The 25,051-nt window shown below is 60.8% G+C and carries 22 protein-coding genes; 14 read left to right on the forward strand and 8 right to left on the reverse strand.

Annotation, left to right across the window (positions count from 1 at the left end):
- The first annotated feature begins 67 nt into the window (after positions 1 to 67).
- Positions 68 to 1,426 (forward strand): glutathione-disulfide reductase, encoded by a 1,359-nt coding sequence (gene gorA / locus K0P33_RS02300; RefSeq protein ID WP_242153861.1) that lies wholly within the window; start codon positions 68 to 70, stop codon positions 1,424 to 1,426.
- Between the two features lie 183 nt (positions 1,427 to 1,609).
- Here the strand turns inward: gorA and K0P33_RS02305 are convergent, their stop codons facing one another.
- Entirely contained in the window at positions 1,610 to 2,425 is an 816-nt protein-coding gene (locus K0P33_RS02305) for an ABC transporter ATP-binding protein (RefSeq protein ID WP_242153863.1), read from the reverse strand.
- Complete coding sequence (locus K0P33_RS02310) at positions 2,422 to 4,020, reverse strand: ABC transporter permease (protein ID WP_242153865.1); 1,599 nt, start codon at positions 4,018 to 4,020, stop codon at positions 2,422 to 2,424. The genes K0P33_RS02305 and K0P33_RS02310 overlap by 4 nt, the downstream gene beginning before the upstream one ends.
- A 288-nt stretch (positions 4,021 to 4,308) precedes the next feature.
- Between K0P33_RS02310 and K0P33_RS02315 the strand changes: the two genes are divergently transcribed.
- Positions 4,309 to 5,310 carry an ABC transporter substrate-binding protein gene (locus K0P33_RS02315; protein ID WP_242153866.1) on the forward strand — a complete coding sequence of 334 codons (1,002 nt, stop codon included), beginning with the start codon at positions 4,309 to 4,311 and terminating at the stop codon, positions 5,308 to 5,310.
- Positions 5,311 to 5,414: 104 nt separating this feature from the next.
- Here the strand turns inward: K0P33_RS02315 and K0P33_RS02320 are convergent, their stop codons facing one another.
- Positions 5,415 to 6,335, reverse strand: a complete 921-nt coding sequence (locus K0P33_RS02320; protein WP_242153869.1) for a LysR family transcriptional regulator — start codon at positions 6,333 to 6,335, stop codon at positions 5,415 to 5,417.
- A 181-nt stretch (positions 6,336 to 6,516) separates the two neighbouring features.
- Between K0P33_RS02320 and K0P33_RS02325 the strand changes: the two genes are divergently transcribed.
- Positions 6,517 to 7,422 (forward strand): TauD/TfdA family dioxygenase, encoded by a 906-nt coding sequence (locus K0P33_RS02325; protein WP_242153871.1) that lies wholly within the window; start codon positions 6,517 to 6,519, stop codon positions 7,420 to 7,422.
- A 76-nt stretch (positions 7,423 to 7,498) separates the two neighbouring features.
- Here K0P33_RS02325 and K0P33_RS02330 read toward each other — a convergent pair whose 3' ends face one another.
- Complete coding sequence (locus tag K0P33_RS02330; protein ID WP_242153872.1) at positions 7,499 to 9,106, reverse strand: alkaline phosphatase family protein; 1,608 nt, start codon at positions 9,104 to 9,106, stop codon at positions 7,499 to 7,501.
- A 136-nt stretch (positions 9,107 to 9,242) separates the two neighbouring features.
- Positions 9,243 to 10,187 (reverse strand): LysR family transcriptional regulator, encoded by a 945-nt coding sequence (locus K0P33_RS02335; protein WP_094951113.1) that lies wholly within the window; start codon positions 10,185 to 10,187, stop codon positions 9,243 to 9,245.
- Positions 10,188 to 10,342: 155 nt separating this feature from the next.
- On the opposite strand from K0P33_RS02335, the gene K0P33_RS02340 reads away from it, so the two are divergent.
- Positions 10,343 to 12,679 carry a TonB-dependent receptor gene (locus K0P33_RS02340; protein WP_242153874.1) on the forward strand — a complete coding sequence of 779 codons (2,337 nt, stop codon included), beginning with the start codon at positions 10,343 to 10,345 and terminating at the stop codon, positions 12,677 to 12,679.
- Here the strand turns inward: K0P33_RS02340 and K0P33_RS02345 are convergent.
- Entirely contained in the window at positions 12,650 to 13,849 is a 1,200-nt protein-coding gene (locus tag K0P33_RS02345) for a CynX/NimT family MFS transporter (protein ID WP_242153876.1), read from the reverse strand. The two genes, K0P33_RS02340 and K0P33_RS02345, sit on opposite strands and share 30 nt — an antisense overlap.
- Before the next feature lie 99 nt (positions 13,850 to 13,948).
- Positions 13,949 to 14,716: a hypothetical protein gene (locus tag K0P33_RS02350; protein WP_094951116.1), complete on the reverse strand. Its 768-nt coding sequence runs from the start codon at positions 14,714 to 14,716 to the stop codon at positions 13,949 to 13,951.
- Positions 14,717 to 15,406: 690 nt separating this feature from the next.
- Here K0P33_RS02350 and K0P33_RS02355 point away from each other — a divergent pair.
- From K0P33_RS02355 to K0P33_RS02400, 10 genes are all read left to right on the forward strand, one after another.
- Positions 15,407 to 16,231, forward strand: coding sequence for an energy transducer TonB (locus tag K0P33_RS02355; RefSeq protein WP_242153878.1), 825 nt, complete (start codon positions 15,407 to 15,409; stop codon positions 16,229 to 16,231).
- 51 nt (positions 16,232 to 16,282) lie between these two features.
- Positions 16,283 to 17,005 carry a MotA/TolQ/ExbB proton channel family protein gene (locus K0P33_RS02360; protein ID WP_094951125.1) on the forward strand — a complete coding sequence of 241 codons (723 nt, stop codon included), beginning with the start codon at positions 16,283 to 16,285 and terminating at the stop codon, positions 17,003 to 17,005.
- Between the two features lies 1 nt (position 17,006).
- Complete coding sequence (locus tag K0P33_RS02365) at positions 17,007 to 17,408, forward strand: biopolymer transporter ExbD (RefSeq protein ID WP_010565408.1); 402 nt, start codon at positions 17,007 to 17,009, stop codon at positions 17,406 to 17,408.
- A 316-nt stretch (positions 17,409 to 17,724) separates the two neighbouring features.
- Positions 17,725 to 18,306, forward strand: coding sequence for an alpha/beta hydrolase (locus K0P33_RS02370; RefSeq protein WP_242153880.1), 582 nt, complete (start codon positions 17,725 to 17,727; stop codon positions 18,304 to 18,306).
- Between the two features lie 49 nt (positions 18,307 to 18,355).
- Positions 18,356 to 19,294 (forward strand): sigma-54 dependent transcriptional regulator, encoded by a 939-nt coding sequence (locus K0P33_RS02375; protein WP_094951119.1) that lies wholly within the window; start codon positions 18,356 to 18,358, stop codon positions 19,292 to 19,294.
- 124 nt (positions 19,295 to 19,418) lie between these two features.
- A complete protein-coding gene (locus K0P33_RS02380; RefSeq protein WP_094951120.1) occupies positions 19,419 to 20,201 on the forward strand; it encodes a MetQ/NlpA family ABC transporter substrate-binding protein in 783 nt (260 codons plus the stop codon).
- A 484-nt stretch (positions 20,202 to 20,685) separates the two neighbouring features.
- A complete protein-coding gene (locus K0P33_RS02385) occupies positions 20,686 to 21,351 on the forward strand; it encodes an amino acid ABC transporter permease (RefSeq protein WP_065941074.1) in 666 nt (221 codons plus the stop codon).
- Positions 21,332 to 21,991, forward strand: a complete 660-nt coding sequence (locus K0P33_RS02390; RefSeq protein WP_094951121.1) for an amino acid ABC transporter permease — start codon at positions 21,332 to 21,334, stop codon at positions 21,989 to 21,991. The genes K0P33_RS02385 and K0P33_RS02390 overlap by 20 nt, the downstream gene beginning before the upstream one ends.
- Positions 21,988 to 22,764, forward strand: a complete 777-nt coding sequence (locus K0P33_RS02395) for an amino acid ABC transporter ATP-binding protein (protein ID WP_094951122.1) — start codon at positions 21,988 to 21,990, stop codon at positions 22,762 to 22,764. The genes K0P33_RS02390 and K0P33_RS02395 overlap by 4 nt, the downstream gene beginning before the upstream one ends.
- Positions 22,761 to 23,615, forward strand: a complete 855-nt coding sequence (locus K0P33_RS02400) for a transporter substrate-binding domain-containing protein (protein ID WP_242153882.1) — start codon at positions 22,761 to 22,763, stop codon at positions 23,613 to 23,615. The genes K0P33_RS02395 and K0P33_RS02400 overlap by 4 nt, the downstream gene beginning before the upstream one ends.
- Before the next feature lie 171 nt (positions 23,616 to 23,786).
- On the opposite strand, the gene K0P33_RS02405 is transcribed toward K0P33_RS02400, so the two are convergent.
- Complete coding sequence (locus tag K0P33_RS02405; RefSeq protein WP_242153884.1) at positions 23,787 to 24,947, reverse strand: AAA family ATPase; 1,161 nt, start codon at positions 24,945 to 24,947, stop codon at positions 23,787 to 23,789.
- Positions 24,948 to 25,051: the final 104 nt, after the last annotated feature.

Here is a 25,051-nt window from a genome sequence, read left to right on the forward strand (position 1 = left end):
TCGTCTAACAGCGCAGCAATTTTTGCTATGTAAATGAGTCTGCAGCTAGCCTGCCGAGGAGGGTGAGATGGCCTACGATTTTGATCTTTATGTAGTGGGTGCCGGTTCTGGCGGTGTCAGGGCTGCGCGTTTTTCCGCAGGCTTTGGTGCCAAGGTGGCCGTGGCTGAAAGCCGCTACCTGGGCGGGACGTGTGTCAACGTCGGCTGCGTACCGAAGAAGTTATTGGTCTACGGCGCTCACTTTGCAGAAGACTTCGAGCAGGCTAGTGGTTTTGGCTGGTCCCTGGGAGAGGCAAACTTTGATTGGGCAACCTTGATTGCCAACAAAGACCGCGAGATCAATCGCCTCAATGGCATTTATCGCAACCTGTTGGTCAACAGCGGCGTGACCCTGCATGAAGGGCATGCGCGCCTGGTTTCCCCTCATCAAGTCGAGATCAACGGTGAGCGCTTCACTGCCAAACACATTTTGATCGCCACCGGTGGCTGGCCGCAGATCCCGGACATTCCGGGGCATGAGCATGCAATCGGCTCCAATGAAGCCTTCTTTCTCAACACGTTGCCCAAGCGCGTACTGGTGGTGGGCGGGGGTTACATCGCGGTGGAGTTTGCCGGAATTTTCCATGGCCTTGGCGCACACACGACGCTGCTGTATCGCGGCGATCTGTTTCTGCGCGGTTTTGACGGCGCGGTGCGCAGGCATTTGCAGGAGGAACTGACCAAACGTGGGATGGACTTGCAGTTCAATGCTGATATCGAACGCATCGACAAACAGGCCGACGGTAGCCTCAGGGCTACGTTGAAAGACGGCCGCGTGCTGGAAGCCGATTGTGTATTTTACGCCACGGGTCGACGCCCGATGCTCGATAACCTGGGGTTGGAAAACACCGGCGTCAAACTGGACGAGCGTGGCTTCGTTGAAGTGGACGACCTGTACCAGACGGCCGAGCCGTCGATCCTGGCCATTGGCGATGTGATCGGGCGTGTGCAATTGACGCCAGTAGCGCTGGCGGAAGGCACGGCGTTGGCTCGTCGCCTGTTCAAGCCTGAGCATTATCGTCCAGTGGATTACACGATGATCCCGACGGCAGTGTTCAGCCTGCCGAACATAGGCACCGTTGGCTTGAGCGAAGAGCAGGCCAAGGCTGACGGCCATACGGTGCAGATTTTCGAAAGCCGCTTCCAGCCGATGAAACTGAGGTTGACTCAGTGCCAGGAGCTCACACTGATGAAGCTGGTGGTCGATGCAGACACTAACAAGGTCCTCGGTTGCCACATGGTGGGTCCGGATGCGGGTGAAGTCATCCAGGGACTGGCTATCGCGCTCAAGGCGGGCGCGACCAAGCAGCATTTCGATGAAACTATCGGAGTGCACCCAACAGCGGCGGAAGAGTTTGTCACCCTGCGTACGCCCTTGTCAGGCTGATCAATTGTCGGCAGTTGCCTCTGGCGCCTGTGCAAAAACGCCCGCCAGTCGCAATGCCTCGATACTGGCTTAGGCATTTGACCAGGCCCCGAAAGCGACAGTAAGTTTAGTGCGCCGTGGTCACTGTCGCGTTCGCGAATTGAGTCCTTTAGGCCTCTACAACAACGAAAAGGCAGTTCTCTTTCAGCAAGCAATAAAAGCCAGCGGCAGGTCACGAATCTGTTCGCGCACGGGCGGCTGGTAGTGGTCATCGCTGATCAGTTCATGCAGCAGTTCTTCGCGCAGTTGGTGGAACTCGAAACTGCTGCGCTGGCGCGGGTGAGGCAGGGCGATATCGACGACTTGCTTGATGCGCCCGGGCCGGGGCTCCATCACCACCACGCGGTCGGCGAGGAAAATCGCCTCCTCCACATCGTGGGTCACCAACACCGTGGTGATCTTGGCGCGCGCGCGGATCGCCAATAGCTCGTCCTGCATCTGCTGGCGGGTCAGCGCATCGAGGGCGCCGAAGGGCTCATCCAGCAGCAAAATGCGCGGGCTGGCCACCAGGCCCCGGGCAATCGCCACGCGTTGCGCCATGCCGCCGGACAGTTGGTGAGGGTAGGCGCGGGTGAAATCGGTAAGGCCGACCAGCTCGATAAAATCACTGATGCGCCGGTTGCGCTCGGCCTCGCTCAGCGGCTCGTTGACCAGCCCTAGGCCGATGTTTTGCGCCACGGTCAGCCAGGGAAACAGGCGGTGCTCCTGGAACACGATGCCGCGCTCGCCGCCGATGCCGCTCACGGCTTTGCCGTCGACCTGAATCTCGCCGCGAAACTGCGTGTCGAGCCCTACCAACAGGCGCAGCAGGGTGGATTTGCCGCAACCGCTGGAGCCGACAATCGCGACGAATTCGCCTTCGGCAATCTCCAGGTTGAATTCACGAATGGCTTCCAACTCGAAGCCGTCGACGTCGAAGGACTTGCCCACCTGGTTGAAGCTGACGATAGGTGCGTTCATGCGTGTCTCCAGCGGGTGGCGCGGGTTTCGATGCGTTGGCCGATAAAATTGAGGGTGGCGCCGGTGAGGCCGACCAGCAGCATGCCGCTCATGATCACGTCCATGCGCAGCAACTGTTGGGCGCCGATCATCAGGCTGCCGATGCCGCCGTTGGACGGCATGAAATATTCCGCGCCAATGGTGCCCAGCCAGGCGTAGATCAGGCTCAGGCGCAGGCCGGCGAAAATTCCCGCCGCCGCGCCCGGTAACACCAAGCGGCGCAGGCGTTGGAACAGGCTCAGGCGCAGTACTTGCGCCGCTTCACGCAGCTGCGGCGAGAGGTTGAGCACGCTGCGTTGCGTGGCGATAAACAGCGGGAAAAACGCCGCCAGTGCGATAAACACCGACTTGGCCAATTCACCCAGGCCGAACCACGCGGTGAGCAACGGCACCCAGGCGAAAATCGCGATCTGGCGCAGCGCGGCCAAGGTCGGGCCAAGTACCCGCTCACTGCGCCGCGACAGCCCCAGCCACAACCCCATGGCAAAGCCCAAGCCGCCACCCAGAATCAAGCCGCCCAGCGTGCGCCCCAGGCTTTTGCCCAAGGCGCCGGACAAGCTGCCATCCAACACGCCGGCGGCTGCGGTGTGCAGCACCGACCATGGGCTGATCAGAATATTCGGGTCAACCCAACCCTGTTGCGTCGCCACCTGCCACAGCGTCAGCAATAGCAGCGGCAACAGCCACGGTTGCAGGCGCTGCCAACCTTCATAGCGCGGCCCGCGCCGAATCTGCGCGGTGGTCGGGTGCGGCCAGTGCACCCACTTGCGATCCAGCCCGCCAATGCCGCGATCCATCACCACGCCTAACACGCCGATGACCACGATGCACACGAAGACGATGTCGAGCATGAACAGCTGGCGCGCCCAGACCATCAGGTAGCCGATGCCTTCACTCGACGCCAGCAACTCCACCGCCAGCAGCGACGTCCAGCCGGCCGCCAGCGCCAGGCGTACACCGGCCATGAACGCCGGCAGCGCGGCGGGCAGGATCAGGCGGCGGATCAACAGGTGCGTGGGCAGGCGCAGCACGCGCGCGGCTTCACGCAGGTTGGGCTGGGCGTCGCGCACGCCGACCAAGGTATGCAGGGTGACGGGCACCACGATTGCCTTCACCAGCACCACCAGTTTCAGGGTTTCGCCGATGCCGAAAAACACCATGAACAGCGGGATCCAGGCCAGGGTCGGCACTTGCGACAGTGCGCTGAACGTCGGGAATACCAAGCGCTCGGCCCGCGCGCTGAAACCCAACAGCGCGCCCAATAACGCACCGGCGCTCACACCCGCCAACAGCCCCCAGAACAAACGCTGCAAGCTGATCGCCAAGTGGCTCCACAGCTCGCCGCCGGCCAGTTCCACCGCGCTGCTCCACACCAGCGAAGGAGGCGGCAGAATTTGCTCGCTCATCCAGTGATTGCGGCTGGCCAGCCACCACAACGCAAACAGCCCCAGTGGTAGCAGCCATGGCAGCAGGCGTTCGTTCAGCTTCGGCCAGCGCGCTACGGCGCCATGGCTGGGGGCCGCAAGAGGTAGGCTCAGAAGTGAAATTCGGGCCATGGAGGACCTCCGTTGTCGTCGAGGGCGTTATGTGATTTCGATCTTATAAAAACGCAATCAAGATGATTGAGGGATAAGAAAAATCATTTAAAGCCTCCGCCCGGCACGCATCCAATGCATTCGAAGAATATTTTCGATGCTGTTTATGCATATCCCTCTGGAGCCTGCGTTTTAGCTCGCATAGTCCTAAAAGCTATTAAATTGTGAATTTATAGTATTTAAAGTTTTGATCAGCCTGTGCCTACTTTCTGCTCCCCAGGCGACCGTCGCCCACCAGGAGCTGCGCTTATGAAACTGCCCTTCAAACGTCTGATCAGCCTGTTCGCGGGCACCGCCCTGGCCGGGCTGGTGCACGCTGCCGACCTCAAGGAAATTCGCATTGCCGTGCCCGACCTCAGCGCGGGCAGCCAGCACAGCGGCGGCGGAGTGACCGACGTGCTGCAAAGTCAGCAGATCTTTGAAAAAGCCTTTGCCGACCAGGGCATCAAGATCCAGTGGAATTACTTCAAGGGCGCAGGCCCCGTGATCAATGAGGCTTTCGCCAACGGTCAGGTGGACCTGGCTTACCTGGGCGATCTGGCGGCGATCATCGGCCGCTCCAATGGCCTGGACACTCGCCTGCTCAGTGCCTCGGCGCGCGGTGTGAAGCACTACCTTGGCGTGGTGCCGGGTTCTGGCATCAAGACCTTGCAAGACCTCAAGGGCAAGCGCGTGGCGGTGTTCCGTGGCACGGCGAGCCAGTTGTCGTTTGACACCGCGCTGGCCAGCCAGGGCCTGAGTGAGAAGGACCTCAAAGTCATCAACCTGGATTTCAGCGCAGCCATTGCCGCCCTGGCCGCCAAGCAGATTGACGCTACCTGGGGCGGTTCCGGCCTCACTGGGCTGCAAGCCAAGGGCCTGGCCGAGATCCCGCTGACCACCAAAGACATCGGCGGCGCCGGCAGCGTGCAGGCAGTGCTGGTGGGCAGTGCCAAGTTTGTCGATGAACACCCGGAGGTTGTGGCCAAGTTGCTCAAGGCCCAGCAGCAAGCGGTGCAGTGGCTGACGGATGACAGCAACAAGCAGGCCTACATTGACCTGGTGTCGGGGCGGGCCAGTTACCCGCCGGTCATCCTGGCCAATGATTTGAAAGACCAGAAACTCAGCGAGATTTTCCCCTCGACCCTGGACCCGGTGTTCCTCGGCAAATTGCAGGACGCGGTGGATCTGGCGTCCAAAGAGCGGCTGATTCGCAAGTCGTTTCAGGTGAGTGATTGGGTGGCGCCAAACTTGGCTGCGGCGGGGCGCTGAGTCGGGTGGTGTATGGGCTATTGCTATCGCAGGCAAGCCAGCTCCCACCTTTGAACGGTGCCTACATTCAAAGTTTGGGAGCTGGCTTGTCTGCGATGAGGCCCTCAAACCGCCACACTCACCTCTTGCCTGTCGACCTCCACCAACGTCTCAATCATCGCTTTCGCCGCCGGTGACAACCGCGACCCCGTGCGGCTGACAATCCCACACCGCGCGCTCATGGTCTCCATGTTCTGCGGCAGGTTGCGCCAGTGCAGCAGTACCAGTGAGCCCCTTGCGATGTCCTCGGCAAACGCTTCCTCAGTGCCCACGCCGATGGCGTTGGACTGCAGCACGATTTTTACCAATGCCGGGAAATGTTCGGTCTGAATGCTTGGTGAAAAATCCATGCGCCCGCTCAGGTTCGCCAGTAATTTGCGAATACCTTGGGAGATCAGCGGCGAGGCCAGCGGGTAGTCGAACATGTCGTTGGTCGACAGGCTGTCCTTGGCCAATAGCGGGTGCCCTGGGCGGCAGAAAAACACCCCGCGCTTGGGCGTCAGTGCGCGGGTCTGGAAGTTTGGGTCCGGCTCGAACTGGCGGATGTCGGCGATAAAAAATTCGATCTCTTCACGGCTTAAGGCACGGCTGAGTTTTTCCCAGTTATCCACCTGGAAACTGGTGCGGATTTTTGGGTGCGCGCCGATAAAGCGCGCCACCGCATCCGGCACCAGTTTCACCGCCGGCGCCGGGCCGGTGCCGAAGCGCAGGTCGCCGGCGTCGAGCTTGGTCATACGCGTGACTTCGCTGCTCAGCAAGGCGGCCCCGTGCACCAGGCTCAGGGCGTGTTGCAGCACCACTTGGCCTTCGGGCGTGGGGCGCAAATCCTTGTTGCCGCGGTCTACCAGCACGCAGCCGAACTCCTGTTCCAGCCCCTGAATGCTGCGGCTGAACGCCGGTTGGGTGATGCCCATGGCGTCCGCCGCACGCACGAAACTGCGGTGTTCGTTGAGGGCGATGAAGTACCGAAGTTGGCGAAGATCCATATGCTTTCCCGGCATTTGAAAAATAGGTCGAAGGCATTTGCGACCGTGGGAGCTGAGGTTTTAAATGCAAGCTCTTATTCCGTCAACGAAGCATTTGTTCAATTGCTAGATCTAAAATGCATATGAATAGAGCGTTGTTGGAAAGCATCCCACCATCAGCAGGCACAAGAGGGTCATCACAATGAGCAACGCCGCATTAGCTGTTCAACCCGTCGCCCAGGCACTCGACATCCACCCGGTCGCCGGCCGCATCGGCGCCGAGATCCGTGGCATCAAACTGTCCGGTGACCTGGACGCCGCCACCGTCGCAGCCATCCAGCATGCGCTGGTGCAGTACAAGGTGATCTTCTTCCGCGAGCAGACCCACCTCGATGATCAGAGCCAGGAAGCCTTCGCCCACTTGCTGGGTGAGCCGATTGCCCACCCGACGGTTCCGGTGCGTGACGGTACGCGGTTCCTGCTGGAACTGGACGGCACGCGCGGCCAGCGCGCCAATTCCTGGCACACCGACGTGACCTTCGTCGACGCCTACCCGAAAGCCTCGATCTTGCGTTCGGTGCTGGCGCCCAAGGCCGGTGGCGACACGGTGTGGGCCAACACCGCCAGCGCCTACAACGACCTCAGCGTGGAGCTGCGCGCACTCGCCGACAACCTATGGGCGGTGCACAGCAACGAATACGACTACGCCGGGCGCAAGCCGGATGTGTCGGTAGAAAAGCTTGAGGAATACCGCAAGGTCTTCACCTCTACGGTGTACGAAACCGAACACCCGGTGGTGCGCGTGCACCCGGTCAGCGGTGAAAAAACCTTGCTGCTGGGGCACTTCGTCAAGCGCCTCAAAGGCTACTCCCAGGCGGACTCGACGCAGCTGTTCAACCTGCTGCAAAGCCACGTCACCCGCCTGGAAAACACCGTGCGCTGGCGCTGGAACACCGGCGACGTGGCGATCTGGGACAACCGCGCCACCCAGCATTACGCAGTGGACGACTACGGCACCCAGGAACGCATCGTGCGCCGGGTGACGCTCAAGGGCGATGTGCCGGTGGGTGTGCAAGGGCAGCGTAGCCAGACCACCAAAGGTCTCTAAGCGAACACAGTTCCAAATGTGGGAGCAGGTTTGTGTGGGAGCAGGCAAGCCTGCTCCCACATTTGATTTGTGGTGTTTACCAGACGCCTATCTGTACGACCTTCTCTGCCTCCGGCTCGCCATACCGAAACCATTGGCCACGCTGATCAATCTCCGCGTGGCTGATGGTGGTGCGCCGTTTCAACCCGCGCAGCCATTCGAACAAATACCCCAAGTGCGTCTCGCGTACCGCCGCATAGGCCGGGTCGGCGCCCAAGTCGTGCAACTCCTGTGGATCATTTTCCAAGTCAAACAGCTGTGGACGAAACCCGTCATACGCCAGGTATTTCCAGCGTTCGCTGCGCACCATGGTCATGCGGCAACGGTCGATCGGCTGCGCCAGGCGCTCGCGGGCCGGGGCCTGGAAGGCGTAGTCGTATTCGGCGATGGCGTAGGTGCGCCAGGTGAGGGGCGCGCCGTGCAGCAGTGGGATCAGCGAGCGGCCTTCGAGGCGATGGTCGGCGTTGGGCAGGCCCAGGGCGTCGAGGAAGGTGGGCAGGGCGTCGATGGTTTCCACCAGGCGTTCGTCCACCGAGCCACGGCTGATGTCGGCACTGGCGCGCGGGTCGCGCACGATCAGCGGGACACCCACCGCAGGCTCCAGCAAAAATTCTTTTTCACCGAGGAAATGATCGCCGAGGAAGTCGCCGTGGTCGCTGGTGAACACGATCAACGTGTCGTCCCAACGGCCGTTGCTTTGCAGAAAGTCGAACAGCCGCCCGAGTTGATCGTCGATCTGTTTGATCAGGCCCATGTAGGTCGGAATCACCGTGAGCCGCACCTCATCACGGGAGAAATTCTGGCTCTCCTGATGCTGACGAAATGCCTGGTACACCGGGTGATCGCTCGTGTGCTGGGGCTGAATCGGCGCCTGGATATGCTCGGCGCCATACAACGCGTGGTACGGCGCCGGGGCGATATAGGGCCAGTGCGGCTTGATGTAGGACAGGTGCAGGCACCACGGCTGCTCGGCCTGCTCGCGGATAAAGTCGATGGCGCGATCGGTGGTGTAGACGGTTTCCGAATGCTCCTCGGCCACCCGTGCGGGCAGCCCGGCATTGCGCATGTGCCAGCCGCTGAGTACTTCACCGCCTTCGCCCTCGGCGGCGTTGGCCCATTCATGCCACGGGTTGGTGCCGTCGTAGCCTTTCGCGCGCAGGTAATGGGTGTAAGGCGCGGACTCGCGTTTGTCGTCGAACAGCGGGCTGTCGGGGTAGATGCCGTCGTGACGGAAATAGGCGTCGAAGCCAACCTCATTCAGCGGCTCGGCCTGCTCGCTGTCGGGGTCGATATTTAGGCGCTGCAAGGCCTCCAGATTCGGCGTGGCGTGGGTCTTGCCCACCAGCGCAGTGCGGATGCCATGGGGGCGCAAGTAGTCGCCAATCGTCAGCTCTTCCAGCGGCAGCGGCACCGCGTTCCACGCCACCTGATGGCTGCTGACATAGCGCCCGGTGTACGCCGACATCCGCGATGGCCCGCAAATGGTGCCTTGGGTATAGGCGCGGCTGAAGCGCACGCCGGCCGCGGCCAGGCGGTCGATATTGGGCGTGTGCAAATGCGCGTGGCCGTAGCACGACAGGTAATCGCGACGCAGTTGGTCGCACATGATGTAGAGCACATTGCGCACGGGTTTTGGTTGAGACATGGGGCTTCACCGAACAGAAGAAAGATGACGGTTTTCGCTGTTCGGATGGGGCACTGGCAAGTGCATTTGAGGACTGGGTTATATGCAATGAATGCATTTCAAATGGGGGCGCTGGCTTGCCTGCGGTAGCGCCCTTTCAGACAGCGACATTTTCCAGCGCACACACCTCCTCATCCAACTCATCCATCTGCTTGATCTGCTCAATCATCGCCTGCGCCAACGGCGACAACCGATACCCCGCGCGACTGACGATGCCATAGCGGGTGTAACGCTCCTCCAAGTCTTCAGCCAGCCCATCAATCTTCAAACACACCAACTCGCCCCGGGCCATGTGCAGCACATCGCTGTTGGCGCTGACGATGCCGATGGCGTCCGAGCGCAGCACCACCCCCATCAGGCTGTAGCCGTTTTCGCATTCCACATTGGGTAGGTAATCCGGTCGGCCGCTGAGGTCGACGATGACCTTGCGCAAGTTCGGTGGGCGGATGGTCACGGCCAGCGGATAACTCATCAGCTCGGCGGCGCTTACGCTGTCGCGCGCCGCTAACGGGTGCCCGGCGCGGCAGCAGAAATACCAACGCCGCGCGCGCAGGCGGTAGGTGTGATAGTCCGGGTTGGCTTCGAAGTGGCGGGTGTCGGCGACGAAGAATTCGAACTCTTCGCTGAGCAGGCGTTTGCTCAGGTTTTGCCAGTCATCCACCTGGAACTGCACGCGGGCCTTGGGGTAACGCCCGATAAAACTGCCGATGGCACGCGGGATCAACCCGCCCGCCGGGGCCGGGCCGCAACCGAAGCGCAGCTCACCGGCTTCCAGGCCATTGAACTGGCTGATCTCGTTGGCCAGTTGTTGGGCGCCGCTGACCAGCCGCCGCGCATGTTCCAGCAATACCTGACCTTGTTTGGTTGGCGCGAGGTCCTTGCGGCCGCGGTCCACCAACAGGCAACCGGCACTGTGTTCCAGCGCCTGGATACTGCGACTGAACGCCGATTGCGAGAGGTTCACGGCCAACGCAGCCGCGACAAAACTGCGTTGTTCAGCGAGGGCGATGAAGTGGCGAAGCTGGCGCAAATCGATATGCATTTTTCACATCAAAAATATCCGGGAAATGCATTGGCTATGCATTAGGTCGACTCCTTATAAAGGCTATCTCTTATGCAGTAAATGTTCGTAAAAACATAAATAAATAACCTAATGGAATATCTGGTGTTGGATATTCCTGGGTTTCGGAGCCGCTTATGAGTCTGTTGAAGTCCTTGCCCCTGGCCATGTTGGTGGCCGGCAGCACCAGTTGGTCGCCCACTCAGGCGGCCGAACCCCCCGCACCTGCCAGCAAGGGCGAAAACGCCAGCGGCCAGCTTGAAAGCGCCAGCGGCCGGCTTGAAACAGTCACCGTGACCGCCCGGCGGCGTACCGAAAGTGCTCAGGAGGTGCCCACGCCCATGAGCGTGATCGGCGGCCAGGCGCTGGAGAGCCAACGGGTGTATCGGATTCAGGATTTGCAGCAATTGGTGCCCAGCGTCAACGTCGCCTATATGCATGCGCGTCAGTCCAGCGTGTCGATCCGTGGGCTGGGCAACAACCCGGCCAGCGACGGCCTGGAGGGCAGCGTGGGGCTGTACATCGACAACGTGTACCTCGGGCGACCGGGCATGGCGGTGTTCGACTTGATGGACATTGAGCAGCTTGAAGTGTTGCGTGGCCCGCAGGGCACGCTGTTCGGCAAAAACACCACCGCTGGCGTGATCAACATCAGCACCCGCGCGCCGAGTTTTACCCCGGAGCGCAGCATCGAAACCTCGTTGGGCGAGGACGGTTATTTCCAGACCAAGGGCACCATTTCCGGCCCGCTCACCGATGATTTGGCCGGGCGTTTCTCGGCTTATCGCACGCGCAGCGACGGCGACATCAAGAACGAATACAACGGCCATGATCTCAATGGCGGTTCACGCCAGGGCTTTCGCGGGCAATTGCTGTACAAGCCCAGCGAGACATTCAACCTGCGCTGGATCGGTGACTACAACGAGGAAGATTCCAGCGCTGGCACGCGCGTGCTGTATAGCACCGGGCCGACGATCAATGGCACCAACCTGTATCAAGCCCGGGCAGCGGCGGCGGGGGCGACCCTGGTGAATGGCACCCACCGCAAGGTCAACCTGGACAACGACCAGCACGTCACGGTGTTCCAGGGCGGCACATCGGTGGAGGCCAATTGGACCCTGCCGAGTGACTTCACCCTGACCTCGGTCAGTTCCTATCGCTGGTGGAATTTCACCCCGCGCAACGACGATGGGCTCAACGTCCCGGCCTCGTACAACGCTGGCGTGTCGGTGGAGGATAAACAGTGGTCCCAGGAGTTTCGACTGGCCTCACCCACCGGCGGCTTCTTCGACTATGTGCTGGGCGCCTACTACTTCGGCAATTCGCTGGATAACAAATCCTTCGCCTACTACGGGCCCAAGGCCGATATTTGGAATGGCACGCCGACCGGTGCGTTGAACAATGTGAGCAGCGTCGGCAACGGGCATATCCGCACCGACAGTTTTGCGCTGTTCGCCCAAGGCACCTGGCACCTGACCGAGCGCCTGGATTTCACCGCCGGCCTGCGCGGCACCTATGAAGAGAAAAGCGCCTGGGTCACGCGTAACGCGCCAGTGGGTGGCGCTGCGGTGACCGGCGCGGCAGCCACCGCGCAGCGTGGGCGTGCCGGGGTGTATGACTCGGGCGACCTCAGCCAGTACAGCGCCACGCCGTCAGGGCTGCTCAACCTCACGTATCACTTCAACGAAAACCTGCTCGGCTACGCAACGCTGTCCCACGGCGAGAAGTCTGGTGGGGTCAACCTGGCCGTGGGTTCCGCGCCGACGGCCGGGGCCGATTCCTTGCTGATCGGCACCGAGCGCGCCAACAACGCCGAACTGGGCTTCAAGAGCACGCTGTGGGACCGCCGCCTGCAGCTCAACGCCAACCTGTTCTGGACCCAGGTCAACGGCTACCAGACCAACGCCTACGACCAGGACAACCGGGTGCAGTACCTGACCAATGCCGGCTCCGTGCGCTCGCGCGGGGTTGAAGTGGAAAGCACGCTGGTGCCGATCAAGGGCCTGACGCTGAACCTCAACGGCTCGTTCAACGATGTGAGTTACCTGTCTTACAAAGATGCGCCGTGCCCGCCGGAAATCAGCCTGCGCCGCGGTGCACCGGCGTCCTGCGACCTGACCGGGCACCAGGTGGTTGGCGCGTCCAAATGGATCGCCAACGCCAACGGCGAATACAAGTGGAACCTGGCTAACGGCTTCGAACCTTACGTCACCGCCAGCTATGCGTTCCGCTCCAAAGCGGTGGGCACCGTGGAGGATTCCGACTACGGGCAGATCCCTGCCTACGCGGTGGTCAACCTCTCCACCGGCCTGCGCGGCAACTACCAGCAAGGGCAGTGGGATGTGTCGTTGTGGCTGAAAAATGCCTTCGACAAAACCTACTACACCACCCTGTGGACCGGCGGTAACGGCGGCTATGAAGGCCTGCTGGGCACCCCGCGTACGCTAGGCGTGACCGGGCGCTACGACTTCTGAGCCGGTGCGGTAGGTGGCCGGGCTGAACACCCGCGTCACCAGCAGCATCGCCACCACCGTGACCGTCAGCACCACCCAGGCGCTGACGAAATTGCCGGTGAGTTCGCGCAGCCAGCCGGTCAGCCACGGCGAAACCGCGTTGATCAAAAAGCCCACGCCTTGCACGAAGGCCGCCAGTTGCCCGGCTTGGCGTGGGTCGCGGTGGTGGTCGAGGGTCAGCAGCAAGCTCAGGGCGAAACACGCGCCCAGGCCGAAGCCGCATAGCGCCACCCACACGTGCGGATACTCCAGCGGCGCGAGGATCAGGCCGAGGTAGCCGATGGTCTGCGCCAACAGGCTGATGCTGAGCAGTGGGCGGCGGTCGATACCGCGCTGCGCCAACACCGGCATCAACAGCGCGGCGATCACCTGGAAGATGGTCATGAACGCCAACAGCGAACCACTCGGCAATACGGCCCAGCCCAGCTGCTGATAGTACGCAGGCAGCCACGCCACCATGCTCATGTAGCCGCAGTTGACCAAACCGAAATACAACGCCAACAGCCAGGCGCGGCGATTGCGCAGGCCTTTGAACGCGGGGGCTGCCTGCAGCTTTCTCGGCGCACCCAACGGCAGCCACGCCCACAGCAACAATGCCCCCAGCGCCGGCAATAGCCACACGCCCAACCCCGCCTGCCATTGCTGAAAGTGCGTGGCCACCACCGGGCTGAGCAGCGCCGCCAACCCACCACCGGCCATCAACGACGCCGAGTACACGCCCATCGCCACCGGCACACGGTGATGGAATTCACGCTTGATCATCGCCGGCACCAACGCCTGGATCAGCGCCACACCGGCGCCGCCGAGCAAGGCGGTGACCAGCAGCGCCGAGGCCTGGCCCATCAGCCAGCGTACCAGGCACGCCAGCAGAATCATCATCAAGCCCAGGGCGATGCCGCGCCGTTCGCCCAGCCGCGCTTCCACACGCACGCCGACCAGCGCCACCAGGCCCATGCACACCACGGGCAGGCTGGTGAGCAAGGCGCTGCTCTGAAAGCTCAGGCCGGTGGCCTGGCGAATCTCGCCAAGCAACGGGCTGATGGAACTGAGGATCGGCCGCAGGTTGAGGCCCAGGACCACCAGCAGGCCCCAGCCGGCGAGTTTGCCCATGAGTGATGGGTTAAGCGGCATGCATGACCTCTCGGGTGCGCAAAAGAGGCATGCAGTATGCGGAGCCGTCGAGGTATTTTGAATTTAAATCTAAGCCTGGCAGGGTGTGTCCTAGGGCGCTTAAACCAACTTCAAGGCGAAAACCCCTGCGTCCGGCGTGCGCCCCAACGTGCCGTAGTCTTCTACTTTGCCATTGAGCACTGCGGCAACGTGGTCGTTTTGGGCTATGACCCCGGCCGCGCCATTGGCCAGCTCCCGTGCAGTCGCCTGCTCGACATGGTTTTGCAGGCCCAGGCGCTTAAAGCCGTTTATGGCAGGTTGAGAGTGGTTCAGAGCGCCCAAGGCATCGCCGAAACTGCCACCGTTTTCCTCCTGTTCCCGCTTGGCGCTGACCGCATACATGAAGTTGGCATCTTTGAGCATCTCTTTGTTATCGCCTTTGAACCCTGATTTCTGGGCGGCTTCATCGAGTTCTGCTTTGCTCACATGGTAGATTTTGTCAGAGTCTTTCATTTTGACGTCAAAGCCGTCGCCGCTTTCTTCTACCGATTCGTATACTTCTTTGGGGCCACCCTCTTTTTGCATGGCTGCCTTTATCGCACCGACGGTTACACAATTCTCCGTGCCCCCTTCTTGTCGAAATCCATCCACAAGTTCCGTCTCGCTATAGGGGCCACGTTTTTTGGGCACGTCACCCGCTTGGCCGCTGTATGAAGCCTGCCCGCCTTGCTGTGCATTGCTCTGGCCTGCCCCACTCGCACGCTTCGCCGAGTTATCGTAGTTAATGGCATTAGGGCTGGAGCCCGGGTTGTTGGCGTTTGAGGTCTGCGCCTGCGGCTGAGCTTTGTTCTGATCCGAACCACTCAAAATTGCTGCGAGTTTGCTCATAAAAGAGCTGATTAGGTCCCAGGCTTCCGGCGAGGCCGGGTTCGTGTTCCCAGCATTCGCTGCACTGAAGGCTGAGTTGGGTGCCGGGCTATTATCGCTACCAAAGTTAATCTGAGATCCCTGTCGGGCGCGTGGCACGTTCGGGGCGGAATCCTGCGTGCCTGGCTGGGGAGCGTGGGGCGAGTAACTAGCGAACAAGTTTCTGAGTTGGGAGCCGATGTTCATGGGGTTTTCCAATTAAGAGCGATCTCCCAGCACCAGGGAGCCTTTCGCGCGCGTTATCGAATGTGTATCGACGTGCTCTCAAGCTCGCCGTGTTGAACCCTTGGTGGTTCATGGCGGGTTTGGGTTCCAGGCGAGTGTGCGAATAAATACCCTTCGCCAGTAGGCCGAAGACGGGTCTGACGCCCTTCGGAGCGAACGCTGCGCACACTGACAATCGAGGGCAAACCCATGCCTTCGATGAATATTTTTCATGCCTGAAAAGCATTGAAAAACAACCCCTTCACCACAGGCCGCGCCGGTCGTGGCTTTGGCATATCAGGATGTTTCGTTTATTCAATTTAGATCTATGTATAACTTTAAAGATTACTTTAAGAGATAAGCGTCTGGCCCCGATGATTCAGCCCTCGACGGCCGCTTTGGCAGGCCTGTCGGTTTTTTTGTTTCAAAACCGTAGGGAGTGAATCAATGGGCAATGTCCAGACCGCCGCCAGTGCACCAGAGGCGCAGTGGCGCCAGGCACCGGGTGGTGAGTTGGTCGACCTTGGCCGGCCGCACCGCGCACCACTAGGGCAGTTGCGTTTGCAGAAGACCCCGAAGCGCTTCTCGAGCCGTCGTGAAGGGCTTCTGCTGGGCTTGCTGGTGTTGGCCTTGCACGGCGCGGTGATCTATTGGGTGAGCCAGAAGCCCACGCCGGTGCTGCCGATTGTGCCGCCGGAAATCCCGCCGATGACCATCGAATTTTCCCAGCCGGCGCCGCCGGTGGTTGAACCGCCCCCACTTGTTCCGCCCCCACCGCCACCACCGCCCGTGGTCGAGCCACCGCCGCCGGTTGTGGATGAATTGGCCGCCAAACCGGCGCCGCCAAAACCGATTCCAAAACCTAAACCCAAGCCGGTACCGAAGCCTGAGCCCAAGCCCGCACCGAAACCGGTCGAGCAGCCACCCGCGCCACCGAAGCCAGCGCCACCTGCACCGCCCGCGCCCGCCGCACCGCCGTCGCCGGCACCGGTTACACCGGCCTCGGCCAACGCCGCGTACCTGAAGAACCCGGCGCCTGAATACCCGTCACTGGCCCAGCGCCGCGGTTGGGAAGGCACGGTGTTGTTGCGGGTGCATGTGTTGGCCAGCGGCAAGCCGGGTGAGATCCAGATCCAGAAAAGCAGCGGCCGCCAGCAACTCGATGACGCCGCACTGACCGCCGTGAAGCGTTGGAGCTTCGTGCCGGCCAAGCAGGGCGATGTGGCCCAGGACGGCTGGGTCAGCGTTCCGGTCGATTTCAAGATTCACTAACTATTCGGCAGCGGTGTGTTGGACACGCCGCGACCTGCACAGAGGGAAAACATCATGGCATTAGCATCTCCACTTGAATCCATCGAAAGCACGGTGATCTGGCTGCTGGTGGCCTTTTCGGTCGCCACCTGGGGCTTCGCCTTGCTCAAGGGCGTGCAGTTCGGTCGCCTCAAGGCCCAGGATCGCAAATTCCACAAACAGTTTTGGGCGGCGTCGAGTCTCGACTCTGCCGCTGAACTGGCCGAAACCCAACCCGGCGCCGCAGCCCGTGTGGCCCAGGCCGGTTATGCCGCGATCCAGGTCGGTGACGCGCCACACGCTGCAGATTTGAGCCAGGCGATCAACCACCAGGACCGCCTCGAACGCGCCCTGCGCCAGCAGATCGTGCGTGAACGCCGCTCCCTGGAAACCGGCCTGGCCGTGGTCGCCAGTATCGGCAGCACCTCGCCGTTTATCGGCCTGTTCGGCACCGTGTGGGGGATCATGGAAGCGCTGAAGGGCATCAGCGCCGCCGGTTCCGCCAGCCTGGAAACTGTAGCCGGGCCGATTGGTGCGGCGCTGGTCGCCACCGGCGTAGGTATCGCCGTCGCGGTACCGGCGGTGCTGGTCTACAACTACTTCCTGCGTCGCCTGAAGCTGACGGCGGCTGACCTTGATGACTTTGCCCACGACTTCTACAGCCTGGCGCAGAAGAATTCCTTCCGCGTGCTGCTGCACCCTGCGCTGACCAAAAACGCGGCGGGCAACCCGCAAAAAGTGAAGGAGGCGTCCTGAGATGGCCTTCTCCACGCAAGACAGTGATGAGGTGCTGAGCGAGATCAACGTCACACCGCTGGTGGACGTGATGCTGGTGCTGCTGGTGGTGTTTATCGTCACCGCGCCGCTGCTGACCAACGCGATTCCGATCAACCTGCCCAAGACCGAAGCGGTCGCGCCGGTTGAGCAAAAGGACCCGCTGGTGGTGAGCATCGACGGCGCCGGCAAACTGTTTATCAACAAGGACGAAATCCAGCCGGACCTGCTGGAGTTCAACCTGCAGGCGGCCAAGGCCAAGGACCCCGATGTGCGGGTGCAACTGCAGGCTGACGATGGCGTTAACTATGGCGAAGTGGCGCGAGCCATGGCGTCTATCGAGCGTGCGGGCATTACCAAGCTGTCGGTGATTACTGCTCGTTAGTTTCAAAAGCCTCGACAAGTTTTTGGCCGTTTTCCTTGGCAGGGTGCGGCCTTTTTTTTGCCTGGGATTTACCTGGTATCCCAATTTCCAATGTGTAACCCAGTCAATGTAGGAGCTGGCTTGCCTGCGATAGCGGTTTATCAGCCAACACCTCTGTCGCTGAAAGATCGCTATCGCAGGCAAGCCAGCCCCCACATTTCGAATGTCGGTAGTTTTGATATTTTGGTTATTAATAAATAGCTTCTTATTCCTTAACGAATATAACCCTCGTCCCTATACTGGTCAGCAACGTTAAACGCTGCAGGAGGGCACACCCATGCACAGCGAGTCGATTCGTTATCTGATCGTGCCGGGCTGGCAAGGATCGCCAGAAGATCATTGGCAAAGTCATTGGCAGAACAGCCTGCCCAACAGCGCGCGGGTGGAGCAGGCCGATTGGCTGACGCCGCGACGCGAAGACTGGGTGGCTGCACTGGCCGAGGCCATCGCCGCCGACAGCACCCCCGTCATCCTGATCGCCCATAGCCTGGGTTGCATCACCGTCGCCCATTGGGCGGCCACCGCTCCTGTGCATTTTTTGCGTCAAGTGCGCGGCGCCTTGCTGGTGGCGCCGGCGGATGTCGAGCGCCCTGCCTGTTCACCGGCCCTGCGCAACTTTGCGCCGATACCCAGCGACCTGCTGCCGTTTCCCAGCCAAGTGGTCAGCGCCGATAACGACAGCGCCGTCAGCGCCCCTCGGGCTCTGGAACTGGCGCGCAATTGGGGCGCGGAGGCCGGGATTTTGTCCGGTGCCGGGCATATCAATGTGAAGTCCGGCCACCAGCGCTGGGAGCAGGGTTTCGCCTACCTCTATCGCCTGCAAAACCGCCTCGAGCATCACGCCCGGCGCAGTGCCTAAATTCTTTTCAACGCCCCGTCCCTGAGTGGATTTGGGGCGGGAGCCTGCCATGAGTCATGAAACCTTCGGTCAGCCACTGCTGACCTTCCCCGACGCCGAAAAGAGCCCGCTGAGCATCCGTGCCAAAGCACTGGTGTTTGTCGACCCGCGCTCGCGCCAACTGCGTGAAGACCTGGAAAGCCTGGCGCCGCGCGCCTTGCCCGTGTTGATTCGCGGCGAGACCGGTAGCGGTAAAGAGCTGCTGGCGCGGCATATCCACCGTGGCAGCGACCGCAGCGGGCTGTTTGTCTCGGTCAATTGCGGCGCGATCAGCCCTACTTACGCCGACGCCGAACTGTTTGGCTACGCCGCAGGCAGCCACAGCGGTGCAGCCAGCAGCCGCGCCGGCTGGTTTGGCTCGGCCAACGGCGGCACTTTGTACCTGGATGAGATCGGCGACTTGCCGCTGCCGATCCAGGTGAAATTGCTCGCCGCCCTGGAAAATCACGAAGTCACCCGCGTCGGCGCCCACCAGCCAAGCCCGGTGGATGTGCGCTTAGTCGCCGCTACCAGCATCGACCTGGCCCAGGCCGTGGCGGCGGGAAAGTTTCATGAGCGCCTGTTCCACTACTTGAGCGAAGGCCGTCTGGACTTGCCGGCGTTGCGCGAGCGCGTCGGCGACATCCTGCCCCTGGCGGAATACTTCCTGGGCATCTACAGCCAGCGCCTGGACCTGCCGGTGCCGCTGATCAGCGACGCCGCCCAGCGCGTGCTGGAGCACCACAGCTGGCCGGGCAATACCCGCGAGCTGGAAAACGTTATTCACTTTGCGTTGCTGGTCAGCAGTGGCGATGAAATTTTGCCCGAGCATCTGAATCTGCCGGCGGCGGGTTCGCCGCTTGCGCAAGTGCAGCAGATTTTCGCCAGTGCCAGCCCGGCTGAGCAGCAGACCCTGCTCAGCTTTCTAAATGAACAGCAGCTACATGAACAAAATGGAATATCAAAGTGAATAAAAGATATTGTTCGGGAATAAAAAATCTAGGTATTGTCCATTCCACGCCGCGATAGCACTTCGCTGGCACACCATAAAAACGGTCGTCAGAGACGCCCCGGAATTTCGATAAGGACACTGCATGAAAAAGGTTCTGTTGTTTACCGCTCTGGCGGCTGCCCTGACTGCAAGCTTCGCCCAGGCCAACGAGAAACTGGTGGTTGCCGCCACTCCGATCCCGCACGCCGAGATCCTTGAGCTGGTCAAACCGACCCTGGCCAAAGAAGGCGTGGACCTTGAGATCAAAGTCTTCACTGACTATGTACAGCCCAACACACAGGTTGCCGAGAAACGCTTGGACGCTAACTACTTCCAAACCCTGCCGTACCTGGAAACCTTCAACAAGGGCAAGGGCACCAACCTGGTCACGGTCATCGGTGTGCACGTTGAGCCCATCGGTGGTTACTCGAAGAAGATCAAGAATATTTCCGAACTCAAAGATGGCGCCACCGTGGCCATTCCGAACGAAGGCTCCAACAATGGCCGTGCCCTGTTGCTGCTGCAAAAGAACGGCCTGATTACGCTCAAAGACCCGACTAATCCCCTGTCCACGACGAAAGACATCGCCAGCAACCCGAAAAATCTCAAATTCAAAGAGTTGGAATCGGCCTTGCTGCCACGCGTGCTGGACCAGGTTGACCTGGACGTGATCAATACCAACTACGCCCTGGAAGCCGGCCTGAACCCAGCCAAAGACGCGCTGATCATCGAAGACGCCAAGTCGCCGTACGTGAACTTCCTGGTGGCACGCCCGGATAACAAGAACAGCGACGCTATCCAGAAGCTGGCCAAGGCCCTGACCAGCCCTGAAGTCAAAGCCTTCATTGAGAAGAAGTACAGCGGCGCGGTAGTGCCTGCGTTCTGATGTAAACAAAACCCCCTTCAAGGTTTCAACGCCGACGGCTTGCATAGCGTCGGCGTTTTTTTGATCGTTCCCACGCTCCGCGTGGGAGTGCCTGCTGTGACGCTCCGCGTCACAATGTTAGAAGCGGACGCAGAGCGTCCTGGGCAGCATTCCCACGCAGAGCGTGGGAATGATCAGGGGCTATGCGGCCCGGCTATTGATCGCCCTGCGCAACGCCACCAACCACTTCACCAGCTCCTGCGGATCAATCGGTTTCGCCTCGTTCATCTCTCATTCCCTCGATTCGGCTTTCCCTCGACCCAAGACCATAGCCGCCCCCGGTCAAACCCGCGAATCCGGCGGTTATCTTTTTGCGTGATATCAATATGCTATTTCGGTATTTAAATTTTACTTTTTATACCTTTAAAGTTCGCGCTACCCGACGTTACCCACGCCGGAACAGACTGCGCTCGCCGCATTACCCTTGCGGCGTTATGGACTCACGATGACCTTCGATTTCGCTTTTATCCTCAGCACCTTGCCGGCGTTTCTCAACGCCGTGGGGGTGACGCTGCAAGTGGGCCTGATCGCTATTGCCACCTCCTTGCTGGTGGCGTTGATCAACGCCGCGCTGCTGGTGTTTCGCACGCCGTACCTGTCGCGCCTGGTGGCGCTGTATGTGGAGCTGGCGCGTAACACGCCGCTGCTGATCCAACTGTTCTTCGTGTATTTCGCCTTGCCGGCTCTGGGTTTGAATATTTCCGGGTTCTGGGCGGCGATTATCACCATGACCTTCCTCGGCGGCGCCTACCTCACCGAAGTGCTGCGCGCCGGTGTGGAAGCGGTGCCGCTGGCGCAGATCGAGTCGGGCAAGTCCATCGGCCTGTCCGACTGGCAACTGCTGCGCCATGTGATTTTGCCCCAGGCCGGCATCCTCAGCCTGCCGGCGCTGTTCGCCAATTTCATTTTCCTGCTCAAGGAGACCACGGTGGTGTCGGCCGTGGCGGTGCCGGAGATTCTCTACACCACCAAGAGCTACATCGCGCTCTACTACAAGACTTACGAAATGCTCGCCGTGCTGACGCTGATTTGCGTGTTGTTGTTCTTGCCGCTGTCGCTGCTGCTCAGCCGCCTGGAAAGGAGGCTCCAGCATGGCCAGTTCGGGTCTTGAGTTGTTGTGGGTGTCGTTGCCGCAACTGGGCAAGGGCGCTGCGCAAACGCTGTCGATTTCGTTTTTAAGCATCGCCTTCAGTACGGTCGGCGGCGTGTTGTATGGCGTGCTGCGCACGTTGAACAACACACTGATCAACGCGGTGCTGCGGGTTTACCTGGAGCTGTTTCGCGCGATCCCGGTGCTGGTGTGGTTGTACCTGCTGTTTTTCGGCCTGCCGATTTTCTTCGGCTTGAGCATTCCGAGCTTCTGGTGCGCGGTGCTGGTGCTGTCGCTGTGGGGCGCCAGCGAGGTGGGCGAAGTGGTCCGTGGTGCGCTGCATTCGCTGCCGCGTGGTCAGCGCGAAGCGGGGTTGTCGATTGGGTTGTCCGATCCGCAGCTGTACGGCTACGTGCTGCTGCCCCAAGCCCTCAAACGCCTGACGCCGCCAACCATCAACGTCTACACGCGCATCATTAAGACCAGCTCCCTTGCGGTGCTGATCGGCGTGGTGGACGTGATCAAGGTCGGCCAGCAAATCATCGAGCGCACCTATGAGTCGGTGCTGATCTACGGCGTGCTGTTCCTGTTTTTCTTCTTTATTTGCTACCCGTTGTCGGCCGCCTCCAAGGTGCTGGAACGGCGCTGGGCCCAAGCATGAGCGCATTGATCGAGTTTCAGGGTTTCAACAAATTCTTCGGCGAGCAGCAGGTGCTCAAGGGCATCGACCTGAGCGTGAAAAGCGGCGAAGTGGTGGTGATCCTCGGCCCCAGTGGCTGCGGCAAAAGCACCTTGCTGCGCTGCCTCAACGGCTTGGAAGTGGCGCACAGCGGCAGCCTGCGGTTTGCCGGTAAGGAACTGTTGGACAAGCACACCGACTGGCGCCAAGTGCGTCAGGACGTGGGCATGGTGTTCCAGAGCTACCACCTGTTCCCGCACATGAGCGTGCTCGACAACATCCTGCTCGGCCCGCTGAAAGTGCAGAAGCGCGACCCGCGTGAAGCCCGCGACCAGGCGGAAAAACTGCTGGAACGCGTAGGCCTGGCCGACAAGCGCGACGCCTTCCCGCGTCAGCTGTCCGGCGGCCAGCAACAACGCATCGCCATCGTCCGTTCGCTGTGCATGAACCCGCAAGTGATGCTGTTTGACGAAGTCACCGCCGCCCTCGACCCGGAGATGGTCAAGGAAGTGCTGGAGGTGATCCAGGGCCTGGCCCGCGATGGCATGACCTTGCTGATCGTCACCCACGAAATGGCCTTCGCCCGCGCCGTCGCCGACCGCGTGGTGTTTATGGAGGCCGGTCGCATCCTCGAACACAACACCCCCGAAGAATTCTTTACGAACCCGCAAACCGCACGCGCGCAGCAGTTCCTGGAGAAGTTCTCCTTTGTGTCAACACTGCCCAAGAAAACCAAGGAATTGGAGCTGATATGAAAAAGTTACTGCTGCCACTGTTTGCCGTCGTCTTGCTGGCCGGCTGCGATAAGAAGGCCGAAGAGCCCGCCAAACCAGCGGCTGCTGCCGCCAGCTACATCGACAAGATCAAGGCGCGCGACAAGCTGATCGTCGGCGTATTCACCGACAAACCGCCGTTCGGCTTTGTGAACGAAGCCGGTCGCTACGTGGGTTTTGATACCGACATCGGCCGCCAATTCGCCAAAGACCTGCTGGGCGACGAGAACAAAGTTGAATTCGTTGCCGTGGAGCCGGCCAGCCGTATTCCGTTCCTGCAGAGCGACAAGGTTGACCTTATCCTCGCCAACATGACCGTGACGCCGGAACGCAAGGAGGCGGTGGACTTCACCAACCCCAACCTGAAAGTCGCGGTACAGGCCTTGGTGCCGCAGGACAGCTCGGTGAAAAGCCTGAATGACCTGGCCACTCGCACCATCATCGTCACCACCGGCACCACGGCGGATATCTGGCTGACCAAGAACCACCCGGACTGGAAGCTGCTCAAGTTCGAGAAAAACTCCGAGTCGCTGCAAGCGCTGTCGGCCGGCCGTGGTGATGCGTATGCGCAAGACAACCTGGTGCTGTTCAGCTGGGCCAAGCAGAACCCTGGCTACCGGGTGCTGGAAGAGAAGCTCGGTGATGAAGCGCCGATTGCACCGGCGGTGAAGAAGGGCAATATCGAACTGCGCGACTGGGTGAATGCCGAGTTGGCTAAGTTGGGTGAGGAGAAGTTCTTGCTCAAGCTGTATGACCAATATGTGCGTAAAGAGCTGAGCGATGACACCCAGCCTGAGAGCGTGATTGTTGAGGGTGGTAAGTGGCAGGGCTGATGATCGTTCCCACGCTCTGCGTGGGCATGCAGCTTTGGACGCTCCGCGTCCGCTTTTAAAGTCGTGATGCGCAGCGCCACAGGAGGCGTTCCCACGCAGAGCGTGGGGACGCTCTTCAAAATCAAAATGTGGGAGCGGGCTTGCCCGCGATGAGGCCTGTGCAGGCGCCGACTATTGCGGCCAATGCCACGCCGGTGCATCCAAAATCCCTTGCCCCACTATCCGCGTCTCTCCCATCACCTTCTCCAACACAATCGAATTGCACCCTTCATCCTGCTGTAACGCCGCAATCAAACGGCTGGCATGCGACACGACCCATACCTGGCAGTGGTTCGATGTCTGGATAATCAAGCGCGCCAACGCTGGCAGCAAATCCGGGTGCAGGCTGGTTTCCGGCTCGTTCAGCACCATCATGGTCGGCGGCCTGGGCGTCAGCAGCGCCGCGATCAGCAGCAGGTAACGCAAGGTGCCGTCCGACAACTCCGCCGCTGATAACGGCCGCAGCAAACCTTCCTGATAAAACTCAATTGCAAAGCGCCCGCCCTGCAACGGATGGATATTCAAGCGTGCGCCGGGGAACGCATCGCTCACCGCGCGCTGCAACGCCTCGGGGTCGCCAATCTCGCGAATGGTCTGCAATGCCGCTGCCAGGTCGCGCCCGTCGTGGTGCAACACCGGCGTGCGCGTGCCCAATTGTGGCTGGCGGACGGGCGCCTCTACATCGCTGCGAAAGTGATCATAAAAGCGCCAGCCACGAATGCTTTCGCGCAGCAGCAACACCTCCGGCGAGCCGCGCAGGCTGCCGACCTGATCGAACAGGCTGTGATAGTTGGGCGTGTGCTGGGCCAATACATCCCAGGCGCGCCCCTCACGGGCCCGCACCATAGGGCCGGAGCGCTGCACCAACAGGCTGGCAGGGCGATAGATATGGCCGGCCCAGATACATTCCTTCTTCACTTCCGGGTCCAGGGAGAAACACGACGCGCCAGGTTCCGGCAACCCCAAGGAAATGGCATAGCTGAAATCATCCCCCGCAAACCCCAGGCGCAGGCGTTTTACCCCTTGGCGCACAACCGCCTCCACCGGCACTTCGCCGTTGTGCATGCGCCGGCTGATGGTTTCCGGCCCGGCCCAGAAGGTCGAGTCCAGCCCGCCTTCACGGGCCAGCGCGTTGATCACGCTGCCTTGGGCGGTTTCGGCCAGCAGGCGCAAGGCGCGGTACAAGTTGGACTTGCCGCTGCCATTGGGGCCGGTGACCAGGTTCAGCCGGTCCAGCGGCACCACCAATTTATTGATCGAGCGATAATTGGCGATTGCGAGGGTTTTGAGCATAGGTATTCAGTCGGCGTGGGAACCATTGGAGTATGGGAGCCTCCATGCAGATAAGGAACCCTGATCTAAGCTCACAGTCGCATACACACTGGCACATCGCGTCA

This window comes from Pseudomonas sp. ArH3a (assembly GCF_022648765.1).
GTDB lineage: Bacteria > Pseudomonadota > Gammaproteobacteria > Pseudomonadales > Pseudomonadaceae > Aquipseudomonas.

What these genes read in the sequence shown, in the direction of transcription:
- K0P33_RS02335 (WP_094951113.1), bottom strand. Translation starts at nt 10,187, where the DNA reads ATGCATATCGATTTGCGCCAGCTTCGCCACTTCATCGCCCTCGCTGAA.
- K0P33_RS02365 (WP_010565408.1), top strand. Translation starts at nt 17,007, where the DNA reads ATGGCCTTCTCCACGCAAGACAGTGATGAGGTGCTGAGCGAGATCAAC.
- gorA (WP_242153861.1), top strand. Translation starts at nt 68, where the DNA reads ATGGCCTACGATTTTGATCTTTATGTAGTGGGTGCCGGTTCTGGCGGT.
- K0P33_RS02390 (WP_094951121.1), top strand. Translation starts at nt 21,332, where the DNA reads ATGGCCAGTTCGGGTCTTGAGTTGTTGTGGGTGTCGTTGCCGCAACTG.
- K0P33_RS02305 (WP_242153863.1), bottom strand. Translation starts at nt 2,425, where the DNA reads ATGAACGCACCTATCGTCAGCTTCAACCAGGTGGGCAAGTCCTTCGAC.
- K0P33_RS02400 (WP_242153882.1), top strand. Translation starts at nt 22,761, where the DNA reads ATGAAAAAGTTACTGCTGCCACTGTTTGCCGTCGTCTTGCTGGCCGGC.
- K0P33_RS02330 (WP_242153872.1), bottom strand. Translation starts at nt 9,106, where the DNA reads ATGTCTCAACCAAAACCCGTGCGCAATGTGCTCTACATCATGTGCGAC.
- K0P33_RS02355 (WP_242153878.1), top strand. Translation starts at nt 15,407, where the DNA reads ATGGGCAATGTCCAGACCGCCGCCAGTGCACCAGAGGCGCAGTGGCGC.
- K0P33_RS02310 (WP_242153865.1), bottom strand. Translation starts at nt 4,020, where the DNA reads ATGGCCCGAATTTCACTTCTGAGCCTACCTCTTGCGGCCCCCAGCCAT.
- K0P33_RS02375 (WP_094951119.1), top strand. Translation starts at nt 18,356, where the DNA reads ATGAGTCATGAAACCTTCGGTCAGCCACTGCTGACCTTCCCCGACGCC.
- K0P33_RS02320 (WP_242153869.1), bottom strand. Translation starts at nt 6,335, where the DNA reads ATGGATCTTCGCCAACTTCGGTACTTCATCGCCCTCAACGAACACCGC.
- K0P33_RS02315 (WP_242153866.1), top strand. Translation starts at nt 4,309, where the DNA reads ATGAAACTGCCCTTCAAACGTCTGATCAGCCTGTTCGCGGGCACCGCC.
- K0P33_RS02350 (WP_094951116.1), bottom strand. Translation starts at nt 14,716, where the DNA reads ATGAGCAAACTCGCAGCAATTTTGAGTGGTTCGGATCAGAACAAAGCT.
- K0P33_RS02345 (WP_242153876.1), bottom strand. Translation starts at nt 13,849, where the DNA reads ATGCCGCTTAACCCATCACTCATGGGCAAACTCGCCGGCTGGGGCCTG.
- K0P33_RS02405 (WP_242153884.1), bottom strand. Translation starts at nt 24,947, where the DNA reads ATGCTCAAAACCCTCGCAATCGCCAATTATCGCTCGATCAATAAATTG.
- K0P33_RS02325 (WP_242153871.1), top strand. Translation starts at nt 6,517, where the DNA reads ATGAGCAACGCCGCATTAGCTGTTCAACCCGTCGCCCAGGCACTCGAC.
- K0P33_RS02380 (WP_094951120.1), top strand. Translation starts at nt 19,419, where the DNA reads ATGAAAAAGGTTCTGTTGTTTACCGCTCTGGCGGCTGCCCTGACTGCA.
- K0P33_RS02370 (WP_242153880.1), top strand. Translation starts at nt 17,725, where the DNA reads ATGCACAGCGAGTCGATTCGTTATCTGATCGTGCCGGGCTGGCAAGGA.
- K0P33_RS02340 (WP_242153874.1), top strand. Translation starts at nt 10,343, where the DNA reads ATGAGTCTGTTGAAGTCCTTGCCCCTGGCCATGTTGGTGGCCGGCAGC.
- K0P33_RS02395 (WP_094951122.1), top strand. Translation starts at nt 21,988, where the DNA reads ATGAGCGCATTGATCGAGTTTCAGGGTTTCAACAAATTCTTCGGCGAG.
- K0P33_RS02385 (WP_065941074.1), top strand. Translation starts at nt 20,686, where the DNA reads ATGACCTTCGATTTCGCTTTTATCCTCAGCACCTTGCCGGCGTTTCTC.